Origin of the sequence: Streptomyces sp. NPDC050263 (genome assembly GCF_040655955.1) — a bacterium.
In the GTDB taxonomy this organism is placed as follows: Bacteria; Actinomycetota; Actinomycetes; order Streptomycetales; family Streptomycetaceae; genus Streptomyces.
The window spans coordinates 13,700-37,029 of sequence record NZ_JBFAKW010000002.1 but is presented as its reverse complement, the minus strand read 5'-3'; the positions used below and the strand labels follow the sequence as shown (position 1 = coordinate 37,029).

Annotated in this window: 17 protein-coding genes and 1 tRNA gene; 7 read left to right on the top strand and 11 right to left on the bottom strand. The window is 71.1% G+C overall.

The features are described 5' to 3' along the window. Positions 1-2: 2 nt before the first annotated feature. Both AB0J04_RS01060 and AB0J04_RS01055 read right to left on the bottom strand, forming a co-directional pair. The gene (locus AB0J04_RS01060; protein ID WP_363166242.1) at positions 3-689 is read right to left on the bottom strand and encodes a TetR/AcrR family transcriptional regulator; all 687 of its coding nucleotides are present in this window, start codon (positions 687-689) and stop codon (positions 3-5) included. Further along, positions 686-1,696, bottom strand: coding sequence for a fatty acid desaturase (locus tag AB0J04_RS01055; protein ID WP_363166241.1), 1,011 nt, complete (start codon positions 1,694-1,696; stop codon positions 686-688). The genes AB0J04_RS01060 and AB0J04_RS01055 overlap by 4 nt, the downstream gene beginning before the upstream one ends. A 277-nt stretch (positions 1,697-1,973) precedes the next feature. Between AB0J04_RS01055 and ppc the strand changes: the two genes are divergently transcribed. Next, a complete protein-coding gene (gene ppc, locus AB0J04_RS01050) occupies positions 1,974-4,727 on the top strand; it encodes a phosphoenolpyruvate carboxylase (protein WP_363166240.1) in 2,754 nt (917 codons plus the stop codon). A gap of 70 nt (positions 4,728-4,797) precedes the next feature. On the opposite strand, the gene AB0J04_RS01045 is transcribed toward ppc, so the two are convergent. The 6 genes from AB0J04_RS01045 to AB0J04_RS01020 all read right to left on the bottom strand — a co-directional run bounded on the left by AB0J04_RS01045 (position 4,798) and on the right by AB0J04_RS01020 (position 9,640). After that, positions 4,798-5,382: a hypothetical protein gene (locus AB0J04_RS01045; protein WP_363166239.1), complete on the bottom strand. Its 585-nt coding sequence runs from the start codon at positions 5,380-5,382 to the stop codon at positions 4,798-4,800. A 65-nt stretch (positions 5,383-5,447) separates the two neighbouring features. Further along, complete coding sequence (gene pth / locus AB0J04_RS01040) at positions 5,448-6,050, bottom strand: aminoacyl-tRNA hydrolase (RefSeq protein WP_363166238.1); 603 nt, start codon at positions 6,048-6,050, stop codon at positions 5,448-5,450. A gap of 78 nt (positions 6,051-6,128) precedes the next feature. After that, positions 6,129-6,716 carry a 50S ribosomal protein L25/general stress protein Ctc gene (locus AB0J04_RS01035; protein ID WP_363166237.1) on the bottom strand — a complete coding sequence of 196 codons (588 nt, stop codon included), beginning with the start codon at positions 6,714-6,716 and terminating at the stop codon, positions 6,129-6,131. 177 nt (positions 6,717-6,893) lie between these two features. Further along, a complete protein-coding gene (locus AB0J04_RS01030) occupies positions 6,894-7,868 on the bottom strand; it encodes a ribose-phosphate diphosphokinase (protein ID WP_363166236.1) in 975 nt (324 codons plus the stop codon). A 137-nt stretch (positions 7,869-8,005) separates the two neighbouring features. After that, positions 8,006-9,454: a bifunctional UDP-N-acetylglucosamine diphosphorylase/glucosamine-1-phosphate N-acetyltransferase GlmU gene (gene glmU, locus AB0J04_RS01025; RefSeq protein ID WP_363166235.1), complete on the bottom strand. Its 1,449-nt coding sequence runs from the start codon at positions 9,452-9,454 to the stop codon at positions 8,006-8,008. A gap of 114 nt (positions 9,455-9,568) precedes the next feature. Then, positions 9,569-9,640: transfer RNA gene (locus AB0J04_RS01020), tRNA-Gln, on the bottom strand. 283 nt (positions 9,641-9,923) lie between these two features. Here AB0J04_RS01020 and AB0J04_RS01015 point away from each other — a divergent pair. Next, complete coding sequence (locus tag AB0J04_RS01015) at positions 9,924-11,207, top strand: histidine kinase (protein WP_363166234.1); 1,284 nt, start codon at positions 9,924-9,926, stop codon at positions 11,205-11,207. Between the two features lie 24 nt (positions 11,208-11,231). On the opposite strand, the gene AB0J04_RS01010 is transcribed toward AB0J04_RS01015, so the two are convergent. Then, on the bottom strand, positions 11,232-11,726 hold the full coding sequence (locus AB0J04_RS01010; RefSeq protein WP_363166232.1) for an SUKH-3 domain-containing protein: 495 nt from the start codon (positions 11,724-11,726) through the stop codon (positions 11,232-11,234). Positions 11,727-11,845: 119 nt separating this feature from the next. After that, positions 11,846-12,439 (bottom strand): YwqJ-related putative deaminase, encoded by a 594-nt coding sequence (locus AB0J04_RS01005; protein ID WP_363166231.1) that lies wholly within the window; start codon positions 12,437-12,439, stop codon positions 11,846-11,848. Between the two features lie 306 nt (positions 12,440-12,745). Here AB0J04_RS01005 and AB0J04_RS01000 point away from each other — a divergent pair, with 306 nt between their 5' ends. The 3 genes from AB0J04_RS01000 to AB0J04_RS00990 all read left to right on the top strand — a co-directional run bounded on the left by AB0J04_RS01000 (position 12,746) and on the right by AB0J04_RS00990 (position 17,576). Next, positions 12,746-13,750, top strand: coding sequence for an SMI1/KNR4 family protein (locus AB0J04_RS01000; protein WP_363166230.1), 1,005 nt, complete (start codon positions 12,746-12,748; stop codon positions 13,748-13,750). Positions 13,751-13,758: 8 nt separating this feature from the next. Further along, a complete protein-coding gene (locus AB0J04_RS00995) occupies positions 13,759-16,461 on the top strand; it encodes an SUKH-4 family immunity protein (RefSeq protein WP_363166229.1) in 2,703 nt (900 codons plus the stop codon). A gap of 230 nt (positions 16,462-16,691) precedes the next feature. Further along, positions 16,692-17,576: a cellulose-binding protein gene (locus AB0J04_RS00990; protein ID WP_363166228.1), complete on the top strand. Its 885-nt coding sequence runs from the start codon at positions 16,692-16,694 to the stop codon at positions 17,574-17,576. 406 nt (positions 17,577-17,982) lie between these two features. On the opposite strand, the gene AB0J04_RS00985 is transcribed toward AB0J04_RS00990, so the two are convergent. Then, complete coding sequence (locus tag AB0J04_RS00985) at positions 17,983-19,575, bottom strand: MFS transporter (RefSeq protein WP_363166227.1); 1,593 nt, start codon at positions 19,573-19,575, stop codon at positions 17,983-17,985. A 362-nt stretch (positions 19,576-19,937) separates the two neighbouring features. Here AB0J04_RS00985 and AB0J04_RS00980 point away from each other — a divergent pair, with 362 nt between their 5' ends. Then, positions 19,938-20,726: an ABC transporter ATP-binding protein gene (locus tag AB0J04_RS00980; RefSeq protein ID WP_363166226.1), complete on the top strand. Its 789-nt coding sequence runs from the start codon at positions 19,938-19,940 to the stop codon at positions 20,724-20,726. Then, complete coding sequence (locus AB0J04_RS00975) at positions 20,723-23,302, top strand: FtsX-like permease family protein (protein WP_363166225.1); 2,580 nt, start codon at positions 20,723-20,725, stop codon at positions 23,300-23,302. The genes AB0J04_RS00980 and AB0J04_RS00975 overlap by 4 nt, the downstream gene beginning before the upstream one ends. Positions 23,303-23,330: the final 28 nt, after the last annotated feature.

Genomic DNA, 23,330 nt, shown 5'->3' with positions numbered 1-23,330 from the left:
CTTCAGCTCTTTCTTCGCCCGATCAGGTGAGGCTTCGCCTCCAGCCCGTCCAGGCCGTGCCAGGAGAGGTTGACCAGGTGGGCTGCGACCTCCGCCTTCTTCGGGCGGCGGACGTCCAGCCACCACTGGCCGGTCAGGGCGACCATGCCGACCAGGGCCTGGGCGTACAGCGGGGCCAGCTTCGGGTCGAAGCCGCGGTTCTTGAACTCGCGGCCCAGGATGTCCTCCACCTGGGTCGCGATGTCCGAGATCAGCGAGGCGAAGGAACCCGTCGACTGGGGGATGGGCGAGTCGCGGACCAGGATGCGGAAGCCGTCCGTGTACTCCTCGATGTAGTCCAGGAGGGCGAAGGCCGCCTGTTCGAGGAGCTCGCGGGGGTGGCCGGCCGTCAGCGACGACGTGACCATGTCCAGGAGGCGGCGCATCTCCCGGTCCACCACCACCGCGTACAGCCCCTCCTTGCCGCCGAAGTGCTCGTACACCACCGGCTTGGACACCCCGGCCTTCGCCGCGATCTCCTCCACCGAGGTGCCTTCGAAGCCCTTCTCCGCGAACAGGGTGCGCCCGATCTCCAGCAGCTGCTGCCGGCGCTCCGCCCCCGTCATCCGGGTACGTCGCGCGCGCCGCGGCTTCGCTTCACCGCTGGGACTGGAGGTAGTGCTGGGATCGGTCGCCACGCCGTCAATCATGCCGTCTCGGCGGTCGCCTTCCCCTGTCGGGAGCCGTCCTCACCGGTGATACGACGTGAATCGATACGCGAGCGTGACGGCCAGCGCACGTCGTACGCCCACCCGAGCATCTCGAACCACCGGATGAACCGGGCCGAGGAGTCGATCTGACCCCGCTCCACGCCGTGTCGCGCCGACGTCGGGTCCGCGTGATGCAGGTTGTGCCAGGACTCGCCGCACGACAGGACCGCCAGCCACCAGACGTTGCCGGACCGGTCCCGCGACTTGAACGGACGCTTGCCGACCGCGTGGCAGATCGAGTTGATCGACCACGTCACGTGGTGCAGCAACGCCACCCGCACCAGCGAACCCCAGAAGAACGCGGTGAACGCACCCCACCAGGACATCGTCACCAGCCCGCCCACCAGCGGCGGAATGGCCAGCGAGAGCACCGTCAGCGCGATGAACTGACGCGAGATCGCCCGGATCGCCCCGTCCTTGATCAGGTCCGGCGCGTACTTCTCCTGCGGAGTCCGCTCCTCGTCGAACATCCAGCCGATGTGCGCCCACCACAGGCCCTTCATCAGCGCCGGGACCGTCTCCCCGTACCGCCACGGCGAGTGCGGGTCGCCCTCCGCGTCCGAGAACTTGTGGTGCTTGCGATGGTCCGCCACCCAGCGCACCAGCGGACCCTCCACCGCGAGCGACCCCATGACCGCCAGCGCGATCCGCAGCGGACGCTTCGCCTTGAACGAGCCGTGGGTGAAATAGCGGTGGTAACCGATCGTGACGCCGTGACAGCCGACGTAGTACATGAGCACCAGGAGGCCGATGTCCAGCCAGCTCACACCCCATCCCCAGGCCAGCGGCACCGCCGCGAGCAGGGCCAGGAACGGGACGACGATGAACAACAGGAGGGTGAGCTGCTCCAGCGAACCTTTGCGTTCGCCACCGAGGGTCGCGGAGGGGAGTGAAGAGCCGTCGGCTCGCTGCGAGGCATCGTCGATCACGTCGGAGCTCGAGGTCATGGGGCGTCCCCTGTGGGGTTCGAGGGTTTTGTGTCAGGTTGCCGGGTCACGGCGAAGACGAGGAGAAGTCGGCTCGTACAGCCTTGTACGGCTCCGGCAGGTTCCTACGGTTCCGTAACCTACGGCATCGTAAGTATGGCAGTGCGCTGCCTGGCGGCAAGAGCCCGCCAACCTGCGCGTCTCCACGGACACCTATCCTTGGAGACGGTCGGACAGCGCGGTCCGCTCTCTCTAGTTCCCTCCCGGACGAGCTTCAACACTGCAAGGAGCCGCACCTGTGAGCAGTGCCGACGACCATGGCCAGGCCACCACGACGACCAGCCCGGAGCTGCGCGCCGATATCCGCCGACTGGGTGACCTTCTCGGCGAGACCCTGGTCCGGCAGGAAGGCCCCGAACTCCTCGACCTCGTCGAGAAGGTCCGCCGCCTGACCCGAGAGGACGGCGAAGCCGCCGCCGAGCTGCTGCGCGGCATCGACCTTACGACCGCGGCCAAGCTGGTCCGCGCCTTCTCCACCTACTTCCACCTGGCCAACGTCACCGAACAGGTCCACCGCGGCCGCGAACTGCGCGAGCGCCGCGCCGCCGAAGGCGGCCTCCTCGCCCGGACCGCCGACCGGCTCAAGGACGCCGACCCCGAACACGTCCAGCAGACGGTCCGCCACCTCAACGTCCGCCCCGTGTTCACGGCGCACCCCACCGAAGCCGCGCGCCGGTCGGTACTGAACAAGCTCCGGCGCATCGCCGCGCTTCTGGAGACCCCGGTCATCGAGTCCGACCGCCGCCGCTACGACACCCGCCTGGCGGAGAACATCGACCTCGTATGGCAGACGGACGAACTCCGCGTCGTCCGTCCCGAGCCCGCCGACGAGGCCCGCAACGCCATCTACTACCTCGACGAACTCCACGCGAACGCCGTCGGCGACGTCCTGGAGGACCTCACCGCCGAACTGGAGCGCGTCGGCGTGAAGCTCCCCGAGGACACGCGCCCCCTCACCTTCGGCACCTGGATCGGCGGCGACCGCGACGGCAACCCCAACGTCACCCCCCAGGTGACCTGGGACGTCCTCATCCTCCAGCACGAACACGGCATCAACGACGCCCTGGAGACCATCGACGAGCTGCGCGGCTTCCTCTCCAACTCGATCCGCTACACGGGCGCGACCGAGGAACTCCTGGACTCGCTCAAGGGCGACCTCGAACGACTGCCCGAGATCAGCCCCCGCTACAAGCGCCTCAACGCCGAAGAGCCCTACCGCCTCAAGGCCACCTGCATCCGGCAGAAGCTGGAGAACACCAAGCAGCGCCTCGCCAAGGGCACCCCGCACGAGCCCGGCCGCGACTACCTCGGCACGAGCGAGCTGCTGGCGGACCTCACGCTCATCCAGACCTCCCTGCGCGAACACCGCGGCGGCCTCTTCGTCGACGGCCGGATGAACCGCACCCTGCGCACCCTCGCCGCCTTCGGCCTCCAGCTCGCCACGATGGACGTCCGCGAACACGCCGACGCCCACCACCACGCCCTCGGTCAGCTGTTCGACCGCCTCGGTGAAGAGTCCTGGCGGTACGCGGACATGCCGCGCGACTACCGGACGAAGCTGCTGGCCAAGGAGCTGCGCTCGCGCAGGCCGCTCGCACCCACCCCGGCGCCCGTCGACGCGGCCGGCGAGAAGACCCTCGGCGTGTTCGGCACGGTCAAGCGGGCCCTCGCCGTCTTCGGACCCGAGGTCATCGAGTCGTACATCATCTCGATGTGCCAGGGCGCCGACGACGTCTTCGCCGCGGCCGTCCTGGCCCGCGAGGCCGGACTGATCGACCTGCACGCCGGCTGGGCCAAGATCGGCATCGTCCCGCTCCTGGAGACCACCGACGAGCTCAAGGCCGCCGACACCATCCTCGAGGACATGCTCTCCGACCCGTCCTACCGGCGCCTCGTCGCGCTGCGCGGCGACGTCCAGGAGGTCATGCTCGGCTACTCCGACTCCTCGAAGTTCGGCGGCATCACCACCAGCCAGTGGGAGATCCACCGCGCCCAGCGCCGCCTGCGCGACGTCGCCCACCGCTACGGCGTGCGCCTGCGCCTCTTCCACGGCCGCGGCGGCACCGTCGGCCGCGGCGGCGGCCCCTCCCACGACGCGATCCTCGCGCAGCCCTGGGGCACCCTGGAGGGCGAGATCAAGGTGACCGAGCAGGGCGAGGTCATCTCCGACAAGTACCTCATCCCCTCCCTGGCCAGGGAGAACCTGGAACTCACGGTCGCCGCGACCCTCCAGGCCTCCGCCCTGCACACCGCGCCCCGCCAGTCGGACGAGGCCCTCGCCCGCTGGGACGCCGCCATGGAGGTCGTCTCCGACGCCGCCCACACGGCCTACCGCACCCTCGTCGAGGACCCCGACCTCCCGCCCTACTTCTTCGCCGCCACCCCCGTCGACCAGCTCGCCGACCTCCACCTGGGCTCCCGCCCGTCCCGCAGGCCCGACTCCGGCGCCGGTCTCGACGGGCTGCGCGCCATCCCGTGGGTCTTCGGCTGGACCCAGTCCCGCCAGATCGTCCCCGGCTGGTACGGCGTCGGCTCCGGCCTCAAGGCACTGCGTGAGGCAGGCCTGCGGCAGGAAGGGGACACCGTCCTCGACGAGATGCACGGCCAGTGGCACTTCTTCCGCAACTTCATCTCCAACGTGGAGATGACCCTCGCCAAGACGGACCTGCGGATCGCCCAGCACTACGTCGACACCCTCGTCCCCGACGACCTCAAGCACGTCTTCGAGGCGATCAAGGCCGAACACGCCCTCACCGTCGCCGAGGTCCTCAAGATCACCGGGGAGAAGGACCTGCTGGACGCCACCCCCGTCCTCAAGCAGACCTTCACCATCCGCGACGCCTACCTCGACCCCATCTCCTACCTCCAGGTCACCCTCCTCAAGCGCCAGCGCGACGCGGCCGCCGCCGGCGCCGAACCCGACCCCCTCCTCGCCCGCGCCCTCCTCCTCACCGTCAACGGCGTGGCAGCGGGCCTGCGCAACACGGGCTGAGACCGGTTGTGACACGAGGGCGCCCCCGGGTTCGTACGAACCCGGGGGCGCCCTCGGTCGCGCAGCGACGCTAGACGGCCAGGAACGCCGCCGTCAGCAGCGCGACCCCCGACCCCGCCAGCACCCATCCCACCCGGACCCGGCCCAGACCGCCCGCCGCCACCACCGACGCCAGCAGCAGCGCCCCACCGAACGGCACCCACGCGTACAGCACCCCGGCCGGACCCGACCGCACCGCCTCGGTGCCGCCCGGCTTCAGGACCACCGTGTACGTCCGGCCCTTGCGCACCGCCACCGACTTCTCGATCTCCACGCGCGCGCGTGCCGTCGACCCCGCCGACACCGGCGTGTACGGCCCCGTGCACATGTCCGCACCGCACCGCGTCACCTCGACCGTGCCCTGCTCCCGCCCCTTCGTCAGCATCACGTGCTGCGCGGCGCCCCAGGAACCCCACACCCCCGCGAACAGGATCAGCACCGCGACCGTGCCCATCGCCGCGAGCCGCCCGTAGCGCAACGCGACGACGGACGCCGAACCCTTGGCTCTGCCCCTGGCCCTGGCCCTGATCGTCTTCGGCGCGTCGGGGGAGCCCTTCGCCGAGGCCTTTCGGGAGGTTCCCCGGCGGCGGTGGGAACGGACAGCTGTGGCTGGCATGGCCGGGATCATTGGCCATGCCCGAACGAGCCGTCAACCTCGGCGGGGTCGCACAGGCGGACAAGTCAGGAGTTGTACGTGCTTTGCGCCCGCTCCAGGCCCTCCAGCACCAGCGCCTCCGCCGCGTCCGCCGCCCGGTCCACGAAGTAGTCCAGCTCCTTGCGCTCCGCCGAGGCGAAGTCCTTCAGCACGAAGTCCGCCACCTGCATCCGCCCCGGCGGCCGCCCGATCCCGAACCGCACCCGGTGGTACTCCGCGCCCATCGCCTTCGTCATCGACTTCAGACCGTTGTGCCCGTTGTCCCCGCCGCCCAGCTTCAGCCGCAGCACCCCGTAGTCGATGTCCAGCTCGTCGTGCACCGCCACGATGTTCGCCACGGGCACCTTGTAGAACTCGCGCAGCGCGTTCACCGGACCGCCCGACAGGTTCATGAACGACATCGGCTTGGCCAGCACCACCCGCCGGCTGCCCGTCCCCGGCGGACCGATCCGCCCCTCGACGACCTGCGCCTGCGCCTTCCCCGCCCGCTTGAACCTCCCCCCCATCCGCTCCGCCAGCAGATCGGCCGCCATGAAACCGACGTTGTGCCGGTTCATGGCGTACTCGGGGCCGGGATTGCCGAGGCCGACGATGAGCCAGGGGTCGTTGGCGGGGGTCGTCACGTCCATGTCTCCTTATGCAGCAGCCGCTGCCCCCCGTGGGGAGCAGCGGCTGGAGCTGATCTACCGCTGAGAAAACCGTACGGCTCAGGCCTCGGCGGACTCGGAGCCCTCGGACTCGGCCGGAGCCTCCTCCGCCTGAGCGGCCAGGACCTGGAGCACGACCGCGTCCTCGTCGATCGCCAGCGTGGTGCCCGCGGGCAGCGGGATGTCCTTGGCGAGGATGGCCGCGCCGGCCTCCAGGCCCGCGATCGACACGGTGACCGACTCGGGGATGTGAGTGGCCTCGGCCTCGACCGTCAGCGTGCTCAGCACGTGCTCGAGCAGGTAGGCACCCGGAGCCAGCTCACCCTCGGTGTGGACGTAGACCTCGACGTTGACCTTCTCGCCACGCTTGACGAGGAGCAGGTCGACGTGGTCCAGGAAGCCCTTGATCGCGTCACGCTGCACGGCCTTCGGGATGGCCAGCTGGGTCTTGCCCTCGATCTCCAGGCTGAGCAGGACGTTCGGGGTACGCAGGGCGAGCTGGAGATCGTGGCCCGGCAGCGTGATGTGCAGGGGGTCGACACCGTGGCCGTAGACCACGGCGGGCACCTTGCTGGCGCGGCGGATACGGCGGGCGGCGCCCTTGCCGAACTCGGTACGGGTCTCGGCTGCGAGCTTGACCTCGGCCATGTTCACTCCTCGTAGTACGGGGGAAAGGTGGTCACCCGGCCAAACGATCGGCCTGCTACGAAGAGCGCGTCGATAACGGACCGCCGTACACACACGTGTACGGCCTCCCTCGCCGAGCAACTGTGGCAGTTTACGCAGCGGGAAGGCCGTACCGGAAATCGATCTAGACGAGGACCGTCACTGCTCGTCGAAGAGGCTCGTCACCGAACCGTCCTCGAACACCTCGCGCACCGCGTTCGCGATGGTCGGCGCGATCGACAGCACCGTGATCTTGTCCACGTCCAGCTCGCCCGGCGTGGGCAGCGTGTTGGTGAACACGAACTCGCTCACCCGCGACGCCTTCAGCCGGTCCGCCGCCGGACCCGACAGCACACCGTGCGTCGCCGTCACGATGACGTCCTCCGCACCGTGCGCGAACAGCGCGTCGGCGGCGGCGCAGATCGTGCCACCCGTGTCGATCATGTCGTCCACCAGGACACAGACCCGGCCCTTGACCTCGCCCACGACCTCGTGGACCGTCACCTGGTTCGCCACGTCCTTGTCACGCCGCTTGTGCACGATCGCCAGCGGCGCGCCCAGCCGGTCGCACCAGCGGTCGGCGACCCGCACCCGGCCCGCGTCCGGCGAGACGACCGTCAGCTTCTTCCGGTCGACCTTCGCACCCACGTAGTCCGCCAGCAGCGGCAGCGCGAACAGGTGGTCCACCGGGCCGTCGAAGAAACCCTGGATCTGGTCCGTGTGCAGATCCACGGTCAGGATCCGGTGCGCACCCGCCGTCTTCATCAGGTCCGCGATCAGCCGCGCCGAGATCGGCTCACGGCCGCGGTGCTTCTTGTCCTGGCGCGCATAACCGTAGAACGGCACGATCACCGTGATCGAACGCGCCGAAGCCCGCTTCAGCGCGTCGATCATGATCAGCTGTTCCATGATCCACTGATTGATCGGAGCCGTGTGGCTCTGGATCACGAAGCAGTCCGCACCGCGCGCCGACTCCTGGTAACGGACGTAGATCTCACCGTTGGCGAAGTCGAAGGCCTTCGTCGGGACGACCCCGACACCCAGCTGGTGGGCGACCTCCTCGGCAAGCTCGGGGTGGGCGCGGCCGGAGAAGAACATCATCTTCTTCTCGCCGGTCGTCTTGATCCCGGTCACAGCACTGTCTCCTCAGAGGGTGTCTCAGCCGGCTGTCGAGCGACCGCTCGCCGCTGGGCGCGACGGGGCCGTCTCAGCTGGTGGGGTGCGGGTGTGCACTTATCACGGTACGCCGTCGTTGCCGCACCTGTTTTCGGTCAGCCTTCGCTTTCCGCCTGGCCGGAGGCCGTCTCGGCGGCCTTCGCCGCCGCGCTGCCCGGACGCTTACGAGCCACCCAGCCCTCGATATTCCGCTGCTGACCACGGGCCACGGCCAGCGAACCGGGCGGCACATCCTTCGTGATCACGGACCCGGCGGCGGTGTAAGCGCCGTCCCCGACCGTGACAGGAGCCACAAACATGTTGTCCGAACCCGTCCGGCAGTGCGACCCGACGGTGGTGTGGTGTTTGTCCTGTCCGTCGTAGTTGACGAACACGCTCGCCGCACCGATGTTGGTGTACTCACCGATCGTCGCGTCACCGACATAGGAGAGATGCGGCACCTTCGTGCCCTCGCCGATGGCGGCGTTCTTCGTCTCGACGTACGTGCCGATCTTGCCCTTCGCGCCCAGCCGCGTGCCGGGACGCAGATACGCGTACGGCCCGACCGTCGCGTGCGCACCGATCTGCGCACTGTCCGAAACCGTGTTGTCGACCCGGGCGCCCGCACCGACCGTCGTGTCCTTCAGTCGGCTGTTGGGGCCCACCTCCGCGCCCTCGCCGAGGTGCGTCGCGCCGTGCAGCTGCGTGCCCGGGTGGACGACGGCGTCCTGCTCGAACGTGACCGTCACGTCGATCCACGTGGTCGCCGGGTCGATGACCGTCACCCCGGACAGCATGGCCGCCGTCAGCAGCCGGTCGTTGAGGATCCGACGGGCCTCGCTCAGCTGCACCCGGTTGTTGATGCCGGCGATCTCGCGGTGGTCGGCGGCCACCGAGGCGCCGACGCGGTGACCGGCCTCACGGAGGATGCCGAGCACGTCCGTGAGGTACTCCTCGCCCTGGCTGTTGTCGGTCCGCACCTTTTTCAACGCGTCGGCGAGCAGCTGTCCGTCGAACGCGAACACCCCGGAGTTGATCTCCCGGATCGCCCGCTCGGCGTCCGTCGCGTCCTTGTGCTCGACGATCGCCGTCACGGCGCCGGTCGCCCCGTCCCGCACGATCCGGCCGTAACCGGTGGCGTCCGGCACCTCGGCGGTCAGCACGGTGACCGCGTTGCCGTCCGTGTGATGCGTGGCCGCGAGCTGGGCGAGGGTCGCGCCGGTGAGCAGCGGGGTGTCGCCGCACACGACGACCACGGTCCCGTCCACACCCCCGCCGAGCTGCTCCAGCCCCATCCGGACGGCGTGCCCGGTGCCGTTCTGCTCCGCCTGCACGGCGGTGCGCACGTGCGGGTCGATCTCGTTCAGGTGCGCGGTGACCTTCTCCCGCGCGTGCCCGACGACGACGACCAGGTTCTCGGGGTCCAACTCCCCGGCGGCGGCCAGCACATGACCCACGAGAGAGCGGCCGGAGATCTCGTGCAGGACCTTCGGTATGGCCGACTTCATACGGGTTCCCTCACCCGCTGCGAGTACGACGACGGCTGCCGGGCGATTGGCGCTCACGGAAGTTGCCCTTCGGCTGTGGAGAGGTGGGGACATCCGAAGGATACCGGGGCGTTTCCCGGGGGACATGAGAGCGGGCCCTGACAGTGCTGTCAGGGCCCGAAACGAGCTTTGCTCCCCCGCCAGGACTCGAACCCGGACATATGGCACCAAAAGCCACAGTGCTGCCAATTACACCACAGGGGAATAAATGCGACTGAACCGGATATTCGGCCAAGTCGCCGAGTGGCACCTCCTACTATGCCGTACCACCAGGCTTCGACGCGACGGTGTAGATCGGCGCTGTGGGGAACGGTCGGCCAGGGGCGTCCCGCCTGTTCGGAATGAGGGATTCCGTCCTCGAACGGTCGTGGTTCGGCAGTTCGAGGGATAGCGGTGGGTTTCGATGCTGTTCGGTTACGGGGTGTGGTGTGGGGTGGTCGGCGAAAGTCGCCGGAAAAGGCGGGGCTCGCGCCCGTAGGCTGGAGGCATGACCACGACGGGGGAAGAGGACACCGCGGCCCGGGGAGGGCCGCTGTGGTGGGCCAGGTGGCGCAGCGCGGCGTTCGACTGGAGCCTGGGGCTCGTGTCCGCCGTGGAGTGCGCGGTGGAGGGGGTCGAGTTCGCGCGGGACGCCGGGGTGCCGGTGGCGGCGGGGGTCGTGTTCGGTTCGGTCGCCGGTTCCGTGCTGGTGGTGCGGCGGCAGTGGCCCATCGCCGTGGTACTGGTGGCGATCGCGATCACGCCGGCCCAGATGGGGTTCCTGATGGGCATCGTCGGGCTGTACACGCTCGCGGCGTCCGAGGCGCCGCGGCGGATCATCGCGTCGCTGGCGGGGATGCAGCTCGTGGGGACGTTGATCGTGACGTTCGTGCAGGTGCGGCAGAGCATGAACCGGGGGACGTTGACCCTGGGGGACTGGTTCGTGCCGTTCGCCGCCATCACGACGTCGCTGGGGCTCACCGCGCCGCCGCTGCTGCTCGGGATGTATGTCGGCGCCCGGCGGCGGCTCATGGAGAGTCTGCGGGAGCGGGCGGACAGCCTGGAGCGGGAGTTGCAGTTGCTCGCGGAGCGGGCGGAGGAACGGGCGGAGTGGGCGCGGAGCGAGGAGCGGACGCGGATCGCGCGGGAGATGCACGACGTCGTCGCGCATCGGGTGAGTCTGATGGTGGTGCATGCGGCGGCGTTGCAGGCTGTCGCCCGGAAGGACCCCGAGAAGGCCGTGCGGAACGCGGCGCTGGTGGGGGACATGGGGCGGCAGGCGTTGACCGAGTTGCGGGAGATGCTCGGGGTGTTGCGCAGTGGCGGCCCGCGGGAGCGGGCGGCGGCGTCGGTGCCGTTCGCGGCGGTGACCGCGGTGGTGGTGGACGAGGGCGAGGGGCCCTGTCTGGAGGATCTGGACGAGCTGGTGGGGCAGTCGGCGGCCGCGGGGATGGTGGTGGAGCTGTCGGTGGACGGGGAGGTGCGGGCGTATGTGGCGGAGATCGAGCAGACGGCGTACCGGGTGGTGCAGGAGGCGTTGACGAACGTCCACAAGCATGCGGCGGGCGCGAAGACGCAGGTGCGGTTGGCGCATCGGGTGGGGGAGATCGCCATGCAGGTGGAGAACGGGCCGCCCGCGGAGATGGGGTCGGCGTCGTCGGCCGGGTTGCCGTCGGGGGGGAACGGGCTGGTGGGGATGAAGGAGCGGGTGGTGGCGTTGGGCGGGGTGTTCGTGTCGGGTCCGACGGAGGCGGGGGGTTTTCGGGTGTCGGCGGTGATTCCGGCGTCGTAGGCGGCCCGGGCGGGGGTGGCCGGTTCAGCCCGCGGTGAGGCGTACGGGTTCGATGCCGGAGGTGAGGGCGCCGAGGGCCTGGTCGATGTCGGGGCCGAGGTACCAGTCGCCGGTGTGGTCGAGGGCGTAGACGCGGCCTTCGGCGTCGACTGCGAGGAGGGAGTGGGTGTCGGTCTCGGTGCCGAGGGGGGCGACGTCGGTGTCGAGGGCGCGGCCGAGGTCGGCGAGGGTGCGGGCCATGTGGAGGCCGTGGAGGGGGTCGAGGTGGACGGCGGTGGGGGCGACCTGGCGGCCGGGGCCGGTGGGGATGATGGTGAGTCCGCCGAATTCGGCCCAGGCCTCGACGGCGGCGGGGAAGACGGCGTGACGGTGGCCGGCGGGTGAGGTGTGTTCCCGGAGGGTGTCGGCCCAGATCTCGGCTTGTTTGATGTCCCAGCGTCCGGGTTGCCAGCCGGCGGCGCGCAGGGCGGCGTCGACGGGTACGGGGAAGCGCGTGGAGGAGGTGCGGTCGGGGTGCATCTGCCCTTCGTTCGTCGTGCTGCGTGCCTGGTGCCTGGTGCCTGGTGCTGTGTGCTGCGTTCTTCGTGCCTGGTGGCGCGTGCCTGGTGGCGTGTGACCGGTGTCGTGTGTCGCGTGGGTCAGCCGGCTGTCGTGGCCGGGTCGACGATGCGGACGCCGAAGTGGTCGCTGAGGGCGGTGCAGGCGCGGCAGGGGGTGGCGAAGCTGCCGTGGAGCGGGTCGCCGTCCTCTCGGATGCGGCGGGTGGTCAGTTTGGCTTGTTTGAGGGTCTTGCGGGCTTCGCCGTTGGTCATGGGACGGCGGGCCGCGCGTCTGCTGCGGGAGGCGTCGGCGGCGGCGATGTGGCGGGAGATGAGCAGTGCCTCGGCGCAGCGGCCGGTGAAGCGGTCGCGTTGGGTGCTGGTGAGGCTGTCGAGGAAGTCCTGGACGAGGGGGTGCAGGGGCGGGGGCTGGTCGCCGCGGGCGGCGGTGCCGGTGAGGGTGGCGCCGCGGACGGAGAGGGCGGCGGCGACGGTGGGCAGTATGCCGTCGCGGCGGTGGCGGAGGGTGGGGGTGTGCGGGGCTTCGGCGGCGGACCAGCCGATGCGGGGGTCGCCGGACCGGCCGGTGCCGTGGCCGCCGGTGCCGTGGTCGCCCGTGGCCCGGTCGCCCGTGTGGGCGTTGTGCAGGTCGTTCGACCTGCCGGTGTGTGGTCCCGTCTGCGTCGCGTTCATGATCGTTTTCCCCTCCCGTGCATCCCCCGGAGGTCACAGGGTGCCAAACAGCGTGGCGGGTGCGGAAGCTGGGGCGCTGCGACACGCCCGTGTTTGGGCGGGCTGTCACGGCGGGGTGACGGCTGGTCACGGAACCGGAGGCCCGGTGACCGTCGTCGTCGTACCGCATAGGCTGTCGCCACCGTGAGCGCGCGGTTGACGCGCGTTGGAGATTGTTGGAGACAGTCGATACGGGCGTGGTGGGTCGGGACCGGAAGTGGAACCGGCCGCTGCGGGCCGTACAGAGTGCCGCAGGGGGCAACCGCCATGACGACAGGTCGGCTCGGGCAACAGGCCGCGCCGCCGAACGCGGCCTACGCCGGGCAGGTCGTGCATTTCCCGGATCCGGTCCGGGCGGCACGGCACCCGAGAGGCGTGCGGGTGGACGAGCGGGGCTACCCGGTTTTCTCGCCGTACGCGCGGGCGGTCGCGGAGATCGCGGATCCGCCGGAGGGCTTCGGCGTGGACGAGCTGCGGCTCACGGACTACGTGTCGGCGAACGCGGCGCTCGCGGCTTCGGGTCACGAGCTCTGGGACACGGTGCCTGCGGTGGCGACTCCGCACGGCTGGACGTGGCACCACGTGGCGGGTTCGCGGCGGCTGGAGCTGGTTCCGGTCGAGGTCAAGGCGTTGCTGCGGCATCACGGTGGCGTGTCGACGGCCGTGGTGGATCAGTCGAAGCGCGGGACGCGGCCGTTGCAGGAGACGCGTCCGGCGCACTTCGGGCTGCCGAAGTCGGGTGTGGCGGTGACGGAGCAGCAGGTGCAGGGCGTCGAGGAGGACCTCGGGTACCGGCTGCCGGGCGCGTACCGGTCGTTCGTGAAGGCGGCGGGCGGTTGTGCGCCGGTGGGCGCGGCGTTGGTCGCGGAGCTGGGGCTGCTGGTGGACCAGCCGTTCTTCACGGTGCGCGACGAGGCCGCGGTGAACGACCTGGTGTATGTGAACAAGTGCCTGCGCGACCATCTGACGAAGGACTATCTGGGCGTCGCCTTCGTGCAGGGCGGACTGCTGGCGGTGAAGGTGCGCGGCGAGCGGACCGGCTCGGTGTGGTTCTGCTCGTACGACGACGTACGGGACGTGGACCCGGGCTGGTCGCCGGCCGAGCGCATGGAGCGGTTGCTGCTGCCGTGCGGTGAGGACTTCGACGTCTTCCTGTCGCGGTTGGCGGGCAATCCGCCGGAGTTGGAGACGGTGGCGAATCTGATGGTGGACGGCGGGTTCGCGCGGTCCGTTCCGGTGTCGTCCGGGTCGTCCGCGGGCGCGGGGGAGTGAGCTGACCGATGGTGACGTTCGCGCAGGCGCAGGAGCGCGCCGAAGAGTGGATCAACGGCGATGTGCCGGCGTACCAGCATCGTGAGGTGCGGGTACGGGAGTTCGAGCTCGGGTTCGTGGTGTGGGCCGAGGACCGTGCGGAGGGGCCGCGTTCGGACGGCGGTGCGCAGCGGCTGGTGATCGCCCGGGACAGCGGTGAGGCCACGCTGTGGCCTTCGGCGCCGGTGGGCGAGGTGATCCGCCGGTACGAGGAGGAGTACGGCCGTCCGGGCGCCCCTGCCGACGCGGTGCCGGCGCCCGCGGCACGGGTGGATCTGAATCAGACGTCGTTCCTGTTGTCGCCGCCGGAGTGGTTGCAGGAGGCGGCGGACAAGCTGGGCATCGAGGGCCGGCGGGGGGCCGGTTCGGGGAACGGGGCGGCGGCTTCGGGCTCGGGCGGGGCTTCGGGTGCGGGTTCGGGCGTCGGTTCGGGTTCCTCCGCCGGTGGGGGTGTCCCCGGTGGTGATCCCTCGCTGCCTCGGACGCAGGCCGGGGTGCCGGGGAGCGGGTTGCCCGAGACCCAGGGCGGGGTGCCGGCCGCGCCCGCCGTGCCGCTGGGGGCGACCCCGTGGGCGGGGACGGACACCAACGGCGACTCCGGTGACGACCGTTCCGTGCCGCTGCCCGCGACCGTGTTCGCGCCGCCGCTGAGCGGCTCCGACGACGAGTCGGGACCGCCGACGGCGCCGCCGGACGCCAAGACGGCGCTGATGTCCGGCGGCAGCGGGCTTCCGCCGACCGCGGTCGCGCCCGCGCTCGACGAGACGGGTGCGCCTGTCGCGCACGGGGCACGGCCTCAGCCGACTCCGCCGCCCACGCCTGCGCCCACGCCGACTCCGCCTCCTGCTGCGACTCCGCCGCCGTCCGGTCCGTCCGGTCCGTCCGGGGCCGGGGCCGGGGCGTCGTACGGCTATCCGCAGGGCGCTGCCGCTCCCGCGCCTCCGGTGCCTCCGGCCGGTCCGGGTGCGCCGTCTCGGCCGCTCGCGCCGAACGCCGGTGACATCGCCGACGCCGCGACCAGCAAGGCGGCGCCGCCTCCGCGTCGTAACCGAGGGGGCGGGGGCGCGCCGCCGCCTCCGCCGGGTGCGCCGGGAACTCCGGGTGCGCGACCGGCCGGGACGCCTCCGCCGCCGTCTTCAGGGCCGGGGGCGCCTGGTACTCCGGCGGGCGGTTACGTGCCCACACAGCTGGTGTCGTCCCTGGGGCCCGACGGGCCGGGAGGCCCGACGGGGTCGGCAGGGCCGGCGGGGCCTGGTGCGCCTCCCGGTCCGAATCCGCCCGGGGGCACGCCTCCCGGTGGGGTTCACCATGCCGCGACGATGCTTGCCGATCCCGGTCGGATGGGACCGGGCGGACCGGGCGGACCGGGAGGACCGGGCGCTCCGGGGATGCCGGGCGCTCCCGGTGCGCCCCAAGCGCCGGGTGCCCCTGGTGCTCCGGGGGCCCCGGGTGGGCCTGGCGCGCCCGGCGTGCACGGCTCGGCGGGGGGCGCGCAGGGGGCCGTCCACCACGCGCAGACGATGCTGGCCGGACCCCCGGCGGGCGGCCCGGGCGCGCCTCCGCCGCCTCCGCAGGGCCCCGGTGCTCCTGGTTTCCCGGGTGCCCCCGGGATGGCCCCCGGTGCTCCCCAGCACCCGATGCCGCCGGGTGGGCCCGTGCCGGGGCAGCCGCCGGCGTACGGGTATCCGCAGCAGGGCTTGCCGACGGTCGGCCCGGGCTATCAGGCCGTGCTGCGCTATCGCGCGCAGGACGGCTCGGAGCAGCAGCTGATCCGGCGTTCCGCGCCGGGGACGCCGCACCCGGAGTGGCAGATCTTCCACGAGCTGCGGGCGATGAACGTGCCGCCGGACCAGGTGCTGGAGCTGCACACGGAGCTGGAGTCGTGTGAGCTGCCGGGCGCGTACTGCGCGCGGATGATCCGGGAGCAGTGGCCGCAGGCGCGGATCACGAGCATCGCGCCGTACGGCACCGATCACGCGAGCCGGCAGCAGGGCATGCACCAGTTGCTGGCGCACCAGGGCGAGTTGCACCAGGTGGCGGACGGGCCGGCGCGTCCGGCGCCGATTCGCGCGCCGTTGCCGCAGGTGCAGTCGGCGCCGCCGGTTCCGCCGGAGGCGATCGGGCAGGAGCTGGCCGCGGTGTTCGGGCCGTCGGTGTTCCGGTTCGAGCAGGCGGCGGTGTCCCGGCAGGGGGTGCCGCCGGTCGTGGCGCACACGCTGGTGATGGCGGGTCTGCCCGCGGACATGGGGCCGTTCTTCTGGGCGCAGGCCCAGCCGGGGCGGGCCGTGCCGACGCTGGCCGAGCTGGCGGCGGAGCGGGGTGTGCAGCCGGCTTCGGACGCGGGCTCGTACCTCGTCATGGGCAGTGACTTCGGCAAGGCGATCTGTGTGCAGTACGGGACGGCGAACATCGTCGCCGTGCCGGTGGAGGCGGGGCCGGGCGGTGCGCCCGTGCCGCCGCAGTTCGTGAACACGGGGCTGCCGGAGTTCGCGCGCTGTCTGGCGCTGCTGGGGCGGATGTGGCGGCTGCGGTTCGGTCTGAACCAGGAGCAGGCGGGCCGCTGGACCGTCGACTTCCAGGCCCAGTTGGTCTCGCTCGACCCGGCGGCGCTCGGTTCGCCGGAGAGCTGGTGGTCCGTGCTGCTGGAGCAGATGTGGGACGGACTGCTGTGACGGACGGTCACTGAGGCAGCTGAGGCAGCTGAGGCAGCTGAGACAGCTGAGACAGCTCAGGTATGAAAGGGGCCGGGCCCGGTCGGATGATCGGGCCCGGCCCCTTTCGCGTTCGTGGATGACCGTGTCTTATGCGCGGAGTGTCGCGTTATGAACACTTACGCCCGATCCATCAAGATATGCGCGAAATCATCGTGTCGTGTCCGTCTGGTGGCGAGGGGTTTTCAAGGATGAGCAGCGCATCGGTGTCACCGCCGGGGTTCGTGACCGTTCGCCGCCGCGGCTACCGGCCCGAACAGGTCGAGGCGTACACCGCCGCGCTCTGCGCCGACCGGGACGCCGCGTGGGAGCGGGCCGCCCGGCTCACCGTCCTCGCCAAGCGGATGGAGGCGGAGGCCGAGCGGTTGCGCGAGGTCGTCACACAGCTCGCGCCGCAGACGTACGACTGCCTGGGGGAGCGCGCACGGCGCGTTCTCCAGCTCGCGCTCGAAGAGGCGACGGACGTCCGCGAGAACGCGCGGGGTGAAGCGGGAGAGCACGTCGCGCAGGCCGAGACGCGCGCCCTCGACGTGCGCCGGGCGGCGCAGGAGGAGGCGGACGAGCTCCGCGCGGAAGCCGAGGAACGCGCCCGTCAGCGGCTGCTCGCGGCGCGCGCCGAGGCCGACGACGTCCGGGTCGGCGCCCGTCGCGAGGTGAAGGAGTATCGCGGTGAGGCGCTGGCCGCCTTGCGCGAGGTGCGCCAGCGCACCACCGGGATGCTCGCCGAGCAGGACAAGGAGCATGCCGAGCGATGGACGGCGGCGGAGCGCGAGGCGGCCGAGCGGGCCGCGGCCCTCGACGCGCGGCACGCTCGGTCGGTGACCCGGGCCGAGGCGGCGCTGTCCGCGGCGAAGCAGGCGTTCGCCGAGGCCGAGGAGTCGGCCCGCCGGGGCCAGGAGGACGCACACGCGCGTGCCGCCGAGATCCTCGCCGAGGCGCGCGCCCGCGAGGAGCACGCCGCGCGGGAGACGGAACGGGTGCTGCGCGAGCACGGCGAGCGCTGGGACGACGTACAGGCCCACATGGACCACGTACGCAGCAGCCTGACGGCACTCACGGGCCGGCCGGTGGAGTAGCCGGTCGGCGACGCCGACCTGCCGGAGGCCGCCCCGCCGGGCACCTGGCCGTCGACCCCCCGGGCGCCGGCCCTCGGGCCGTCGGCGACCGTCGGCCCGGACCCGACGCACGTCGTGAGCCCGGCGCGCGGGTGCGGGAGGGGTGCGCCGACACCGGGCACGCGCTCGAACAGCCGCGCGGTCGAGCAGCCGGGAGCCTCAGTGGTTCCGGTGGTCCGGTGGGTCCGGTGGGTCCGGTTGGCCCGGTGGGTCTGGTGGTCCGGTGGGTCCGGTTGGCCCGGTGGGTCTGGTGGTCCGGTGGGTCCGGTTGGCCCGGTGGGTCCGGTTGGCCCGGTGGTCCGGTCGGCCCGGTGGCCCAGTCAGCCCGGTGGTCCGGTGCTCCGGTCGGCCCGGTCGGTCCGGTGGCTCACTCCGTTCGGACCGGGAATCGGCGTGGGGCCAGGAGCAGCAGCACGACGAACGCCATGGCCGCCGCGCACGACGCGCCCAGGTACACCGCGTGCACGGCGTCGGCGACCGCCCGGCGGGTCGCCTCGGTGGCGGTGCCGGCGTCCAGGTCGCGGGCGAGCGAGTCCAGGTCGCCCGCGCCGCCCAGGCGGGCGGCCAGCACCCCGTTGGCGACCGCGCCGAACACCGACGCGCCGATCGTCTGGCCCGTCTGCCGGCAGAACAGCACGGACGCGGTCGTCGTCCCGCGCTCCGACCATCCCACCGTCGACTGCACGCCGACGAGCAGCGGGAGTTGGAAGAGGCCCAGCGCGGCGCCGAGCAGCAGCATCAGCAGGGTCGGCTGCCAGGCCTGACCGGGGTAGGGCAGGAGCGGGAACGCGAGCAGGATCAGCGTGGCCGTGCCGATGCCGAGCAGCGCGGTGTCACGGAAGCCGATGCGCCGGTAGACGTGCTGGCTGAGGGCGGCGGAGAGCGGCCAGCTCAGCGTCCACACGGACAGGACGAAGCCGGCGGTCACCGGCCCCAGGCCCAGGACCGCCTGGGCGTAGGTCGGCAGGAACACCGTCGGGGCCACCATCAGCAGGCCCAGCGCGCCCAGCGCGAGGTTGACCGCGGCGATCGTCCGGCGACGCCACACCCAGCCGGGGATGATCGGCTCCGCGGCCCGGCGTTCGATGACGACGACGAGGCCGGCCAGCGCCAGACCCGCGGCGAACAGCGCGAGCGACGGTCCCGACAGCCACGGCCACGCCACCCCGCCCTGCACCAGCGCGGTCAGCAGCACCCCGCCGCACGCGAACACCGCCAGCGCGCCCGCCCAGTCGACACGCGCGCGTGGAGACGATTTCTGCCCTGTCTGCCCTGTCTGCTCTGTCTCTCCTATCGCCTTTGTCTCTCTTTGCGGCTCGTGCAGATGACGGACGATCAGCCACAACGCGAGGGCCCCGATGGGCAGGTTGACCAGGAAGATCCAGCGCCAGTCCGCGTAGGCGGCCAGCACCCCGCCGATGCCCGGCCCGGCGACCGCCGAGACCGCCCACACCGTGGACAGCTTCGCCTGGATCTTCGGACGCTCCTTCAGCGGGTACAGGTCGGCGGCGAGCGTCTGCACGGTGCCCTGGAGCGCCCCGCCGCCCAGACCCTGCACGATGCGGAACGCGATGAGCGCCCCCATGTTCCAGGCCAGCGCGCACAGCAGCGAGCCGAGCAGGAAGAGGACGGCCCCGGCGACCAGCACCGGCTTGCGGCCGAAGGTGTCGGAGAGCTTGCCGTACACCGGCAGGGTGACGGTGACGGCGAGCAGGTAGCCGGAGAACAGCCAGGAGAAGACGGAGAACCCGCCCAGGTCGCCGACGATCTGCGGGACGGCGGTGGAGACGATGGTGGAGTCGAGCGCGGCCAGCGCCATGGCGAGCATGAGCGCGGCGACGACCGCTCCCCGCCGGCGCGTCTGCGTCGGCTGCTCGGTCCCGCGTATCGCGGGTCTGGTGTCCCCCACGGATGTCCCTCCCCGGATGTTCTGTCGTCCCGTGTTCCGTGCCCCTTGCATGCAACTGCCGGAACACAGCTTCCCACTTGACCCTCACGTCGCGGGAGGGTGGAGCCTGACCGGGGCGGAGGGTGGAGAGAACCCCGAGAGCTCCTCCACCTGACGGTGGACGGCCCTTAGGGGTACCTCCGTACTACGGCTGGGGGAGGGTTCGTACCGTCGGAGGAGGAGAAGGCCCCAGGTCGCTCCTTAACCTGGCTTTATGCCGCCGGGGGGCGGCAGGCACACCGGCGGGGGGTGGGGTTAACCCCCCGGGAAGACGGGCCCGAGCACCAGCGCGCGGGACCCCCTCCTGCCGACAGACTCTTCGGCGTAGCGCTTCTCGCTATGCAGCTTCTGACCTTCTACTGAGGAGACTTACCGTGACTTCGGCTGTGACCATTCCCAGGCACGGGGGCACTGGAGGGCGTACGGCCGTCGCCGCGCGGGCGCGGCAGGTCGTCAAGGCGTACGGGTCCGGCGAGACCCGCGTCGTCGCCCTCGACCACGTCGACGTGGACATCGCCCGCGGCCAGTTCACCGCGATCATGGGCCCCTCGGGGTCCGGCAAGTCCACCCTGATGCACTGCCTCGCCGGGCTCGACACCGTCACGTCCGGGGAGATCTACCTCGACGAGACCGAGATCACCGGGCTGAAGGACAAGAAGCTCACGAAGCTGCGCCGGGACCGGATCGGGTTCATCTTCCAGGCGTTCAACCTGCTGCCCACGCTGAACGCGATAGAGAACATCACGCTGCCCATGGACATCGCCGGCCGTAAGCCGGACAAGGCCTGGCTGAACCAGGTCGTGGAGACCGTCGGGCTGAGCGACCGGCTCAAGCACCGTCCCACGCAGCTCTCGGGCGGTCAGCAGCAGCGCGTCGCCGTGGCCCGCGCCCTCGCCGCCCGCCCCGAGATCATCTTCGGGGACGAGCCGACCGGAAACCTCGACTCGCGCGCGGGCGCCGAGGTGCTGGGCTTCCTGCGCCGCTCGGTGGACGACCTGGGCCAGACCATCGTCATGGTCACGCACGACCCGGTGGCCGCCTCCTACGCGGACCGCGTGCTGTATCTCGCGGACGGCCGGATCGTCGACGAGATGTTCAAGCCGACCGCCGAGACCGTCCTCGACCGGATGAAGGACTTCGACGCGCGGGGGCGTACGTCATGACCGTCATGAAGACCTCCATGCGCAACTTCTTCGCGCACAAGGGACGGATGGCCCTGTCGGCCGTGGCGGTCCTGCTGTCGGTGGCGTTCGTCTGCGGGACGCTGGTGTTCACCGACACGATGAACACGACGTTCGACAAGCTCTTCGCCGCCACCTCCTCCGATGTGACGGTGAGCGCGAAGGGCGCCTCGGACACCGGTGAGACGACCTCCGAGAACGGCAAGCCGCCGGTCATGCAGGCCTCCGTGCTCGACGAGGTGCGCAAGGCGCAAGGGGTGAAGTCTGCGGAGGGGACCGTCTTCTCGACCTCCGTGACCGTCGTCGACGCCGACAAGGACAGCCTGTCGCCGTCCAGCGGCGCGCCCACCATCGTCGGCAGCTGGAACGGCAACGACGCCCGCACCATGAAGATCACCGACGGTGCGGCTCCCAAGGGCTCCGACCAGGTCATGGTGGACGAGGACACCGCCGACAAGCACCACCTGAAGCTCGGCGACGAGATCGGCGTGATCAGCGCGATCGGCACGCACACCGCGAAGATCTCCGGCATCGCCGCCTTCCAGGTCACCAACCCCGGCGCCGCGATCTTCTACCTGGACACGAAGACCGCCCAGGAGGCGCTGGTCGGCCAGCCGGGCGTCTTCACGAACGTGAACGTCATGGCCGCGTCCGGGGTGAGCGACGCGCAGCTGAAGAAGAACGTCGTGGCCGAGATCGGCGCCGACTACAAGGTGCAGACCGCCAAGGAGACCGCCGACGCCAACGCCGCGGACGTGGGCGGCTTCCTGGACGTCATGAAGTACGCGATGCTCGGCTTCGCCGGGATCGCCTTCCTCGTCGGCATCTTCCTGATCATCAACACCTTCTCGATGCTGGTCGCTCAGCGCACCCGTGAGATCGGCCTGATGCGGGCCATCGGCTCCAGCCGCAAGCAGGTCAACCGGTCGGTTCTCGCGGAGGCCCTGCTCCTGGGCGTGGTCGGCTCGATCCTCGGCGTCGGCGCGGGCGTCGGCATCGCGATCGGCCTGATGAAGCTCATGAGTCTGACCGGCATGAACCTCTCCACGGACGATCTGACGGTCGCCTGGACCACCCCGGTGACCGGCATGATCCTCGGCATCGTCGTCACCGTGCTGGCGGCCTACCTCCCCGCCCGCCGGGCCGGCAAGGTCTCCCCGATGGCCGCGCTGCGCGACGCGGGCGCCCCGGCCGACGCCAAGGCCGGCGCCGTACGGGCCGTCATCGGGCTGCTCCTGACCGCCGGCGGCGGCTTCGGCCTCTACCTGGCCTCCACGGCCGACAAGGCCGCCGAGGGCTCCCTCTGGCTCGGCCTGGGCGTGGTGCTCAGCCTGATCGGCTTCGTCGTCATCGGCCCGCTGCTGGCGGGCGCGGTGGTCCGGGTGCTGGGCGCGGTCGTTCTGCGGGCCTTCGGACCCGTCGGACGGATGGCGGAGCGCAACGCGCTGCGCAACCCGCGCCGGACCGGCGCCACGGGCGCGGCCCTGATGATCGGCCTCGCGCTGGTCGCGTGTCTGTCGGTGGTCGGCTCCTCCATGGTCGCCTCGGCGACGGAAGAGCTCGACAAGAGCGTCGGCACGGACTTCATCATCCAGAGCGACAGCGGCCAGCTCATGACCCCGCAGGCGGTGCAGGCCATCAAGGCGACACCGGAGCTGGCGCAGGTCACCGAGTACAAGTGGACCCAGGCCGACTTCACCACCCCCGACGGCAAGACCCTCGGCAAGACGGCGATCACCGCCGCCGACCCGACGTACGCGACCGACCTGCGCACCGAGACGGTCGCCGGCAACCTCGCCGACGCCTACCGGCTCGACTCGATGTCCGTCCACGAGAAGTTCGCCAAGGACCACAAGATCAGCCTCGGCTCCAAGATCTCCGTGGCCTTCCGGGACGGCTCCACCGCACGGCTGACGGTCCGCGCGATCACCAGCAGTGACGTCGTCATCGACCAGGGCGCGATGTACACATCCATCGACACCCTCAAGAAGTACGTCCCGGCCGACAAGCTGCCGCTGGACCAGCTGGTCTTCGCGACCGCGAAGGAGGGGCAGCAGGACGCCGCGTACAAGTCGGTCAAGGCCGCGCTGCACGACTACCCGCAGTACACGGTCCGCGACCAGACCGACTACAAGCAGGAGCTCAAGGACCAGATCGGCCAGCTGCTGAACCTGATCTACGGCCTGCTCGCCCTCGCGATCATCGTCGCGGTCCTGGGTGTGGTGAACACCCTGGCGCTGTCGGTGGTGGAGCGCACCAGGGAGATCGGTCTGATGCGGGCGATCGGCCTGTCCCGCCGTCAGCTGCGCCGCATGATCCGCATGGAGTCGGTCGTCATCGCTCTCTTCGGCGCCCTGCTGGGCCTCGGTCTGGGCATGGGCTGGGGGGCCACCGCCCAGCAACTCCTCGCCCTGCAGGGCCTGGACGTCCTCGACATCCCGTGGCCGACGATCATCGGCGTGTTCATCGGCTCCGCGTTCGTGGGCCTCTTCGCGGCACTGATCCCGGCGTTCCGCGCGGGACGCATGAACGTACTGAACGCGATCGCCACGGACTGACCACAACCCACAGGGCAACGACCCGGCA

Coding starts and splice junctions, on each gene's coding strand:
- AB0J04_RS01060 (WP_363166242.1), bottom strand. CDS start 689: ATGATTGACGGCGTGGCGACCGATCCCAGCACTACCTCCAGTCCCAGC.
- AB0J04_RS01055 (WP_363166241.1), bottom strand. CDS start 1,696: ATGACCTCGAGCTCCGACGTGATCGACGATGCCTCGCAGCGAGCCGAC.
- AB0J04_RS01045 (WP_363166239.1), bottom strand. CDS start 5,382: ATGCCAGCCACAGCTGTCCGTTCCCACCGCCGCCGGGGAACCTCCCGA.
- pth (WP_363166238.1), bottom strand. CDS start 6,050: ATGGACGTGACGACCCCCGCCAACGACCCCTGGCTCATCGTCGGCCTC.
- AB0J04_RS01035 (WP_363166237.1), bottom strand. CDS start 6,716: ATGGCCGAGGTCAAGCTCGCAGCCGAGACCCGTACCGAGTTCGGCAAG.
- AB0J04_RS01015 (WP_363166234.1), top strand. CDS start 9,924: ATGACCACGACGGGGGAAGAGGACACCGCGGCCCGGGGAGGGCCGCTG.
- AB0J04_RS01010 (WP_363166232.1), bottom strand. CDS start 11,726: ATGCACCCCGACCGCACCTCCTCCACGCGCTTCCCCGTACCCGTCGAC.
- AB0J04_RS01005 (WP_363166231.1), bottom strand. CDS start 12,439: ATGAACGCGACGCAGACGGGACCACACACCGGCAGGTCGAACGACCTG.
- AB0J04_RS01000 (WP_363166230.1), top strand. CDS start 12,746: ATGACGACAGGTCGGCTCGGGCAACAGGCCGCGCCGCCGAACGCGGCC.
- AB0J04_RS00995 (WP_363166229.1), top strand. CDS start 13,759: ATGGTGACGTTCGCGCAGGCGCAGGAGCGCGCCGAAGAGTGGATCAAC.
- AB0J04_RS00990 (WP_363166228.1), top strand. CDS start 16,692: ATGAGCAGCGCATCGGTGTCACCGCCGGGGTTCGTGACCGTTCGCCGC.
- AB0J04_RS00985 (WP_363166227.1), bottom strand. CDS start 19,575: ATGCAAGGGGCACGGAACACGGGACGACAGAACATCCGGGGAGGGACA.
- AB0J04_RS00975 (WP_363166225.1), top strand. CDS start 20,723: ATGACCGTCATGAAGACCTCCATGCGCAACTTCTTCGCGCACAAGGGA.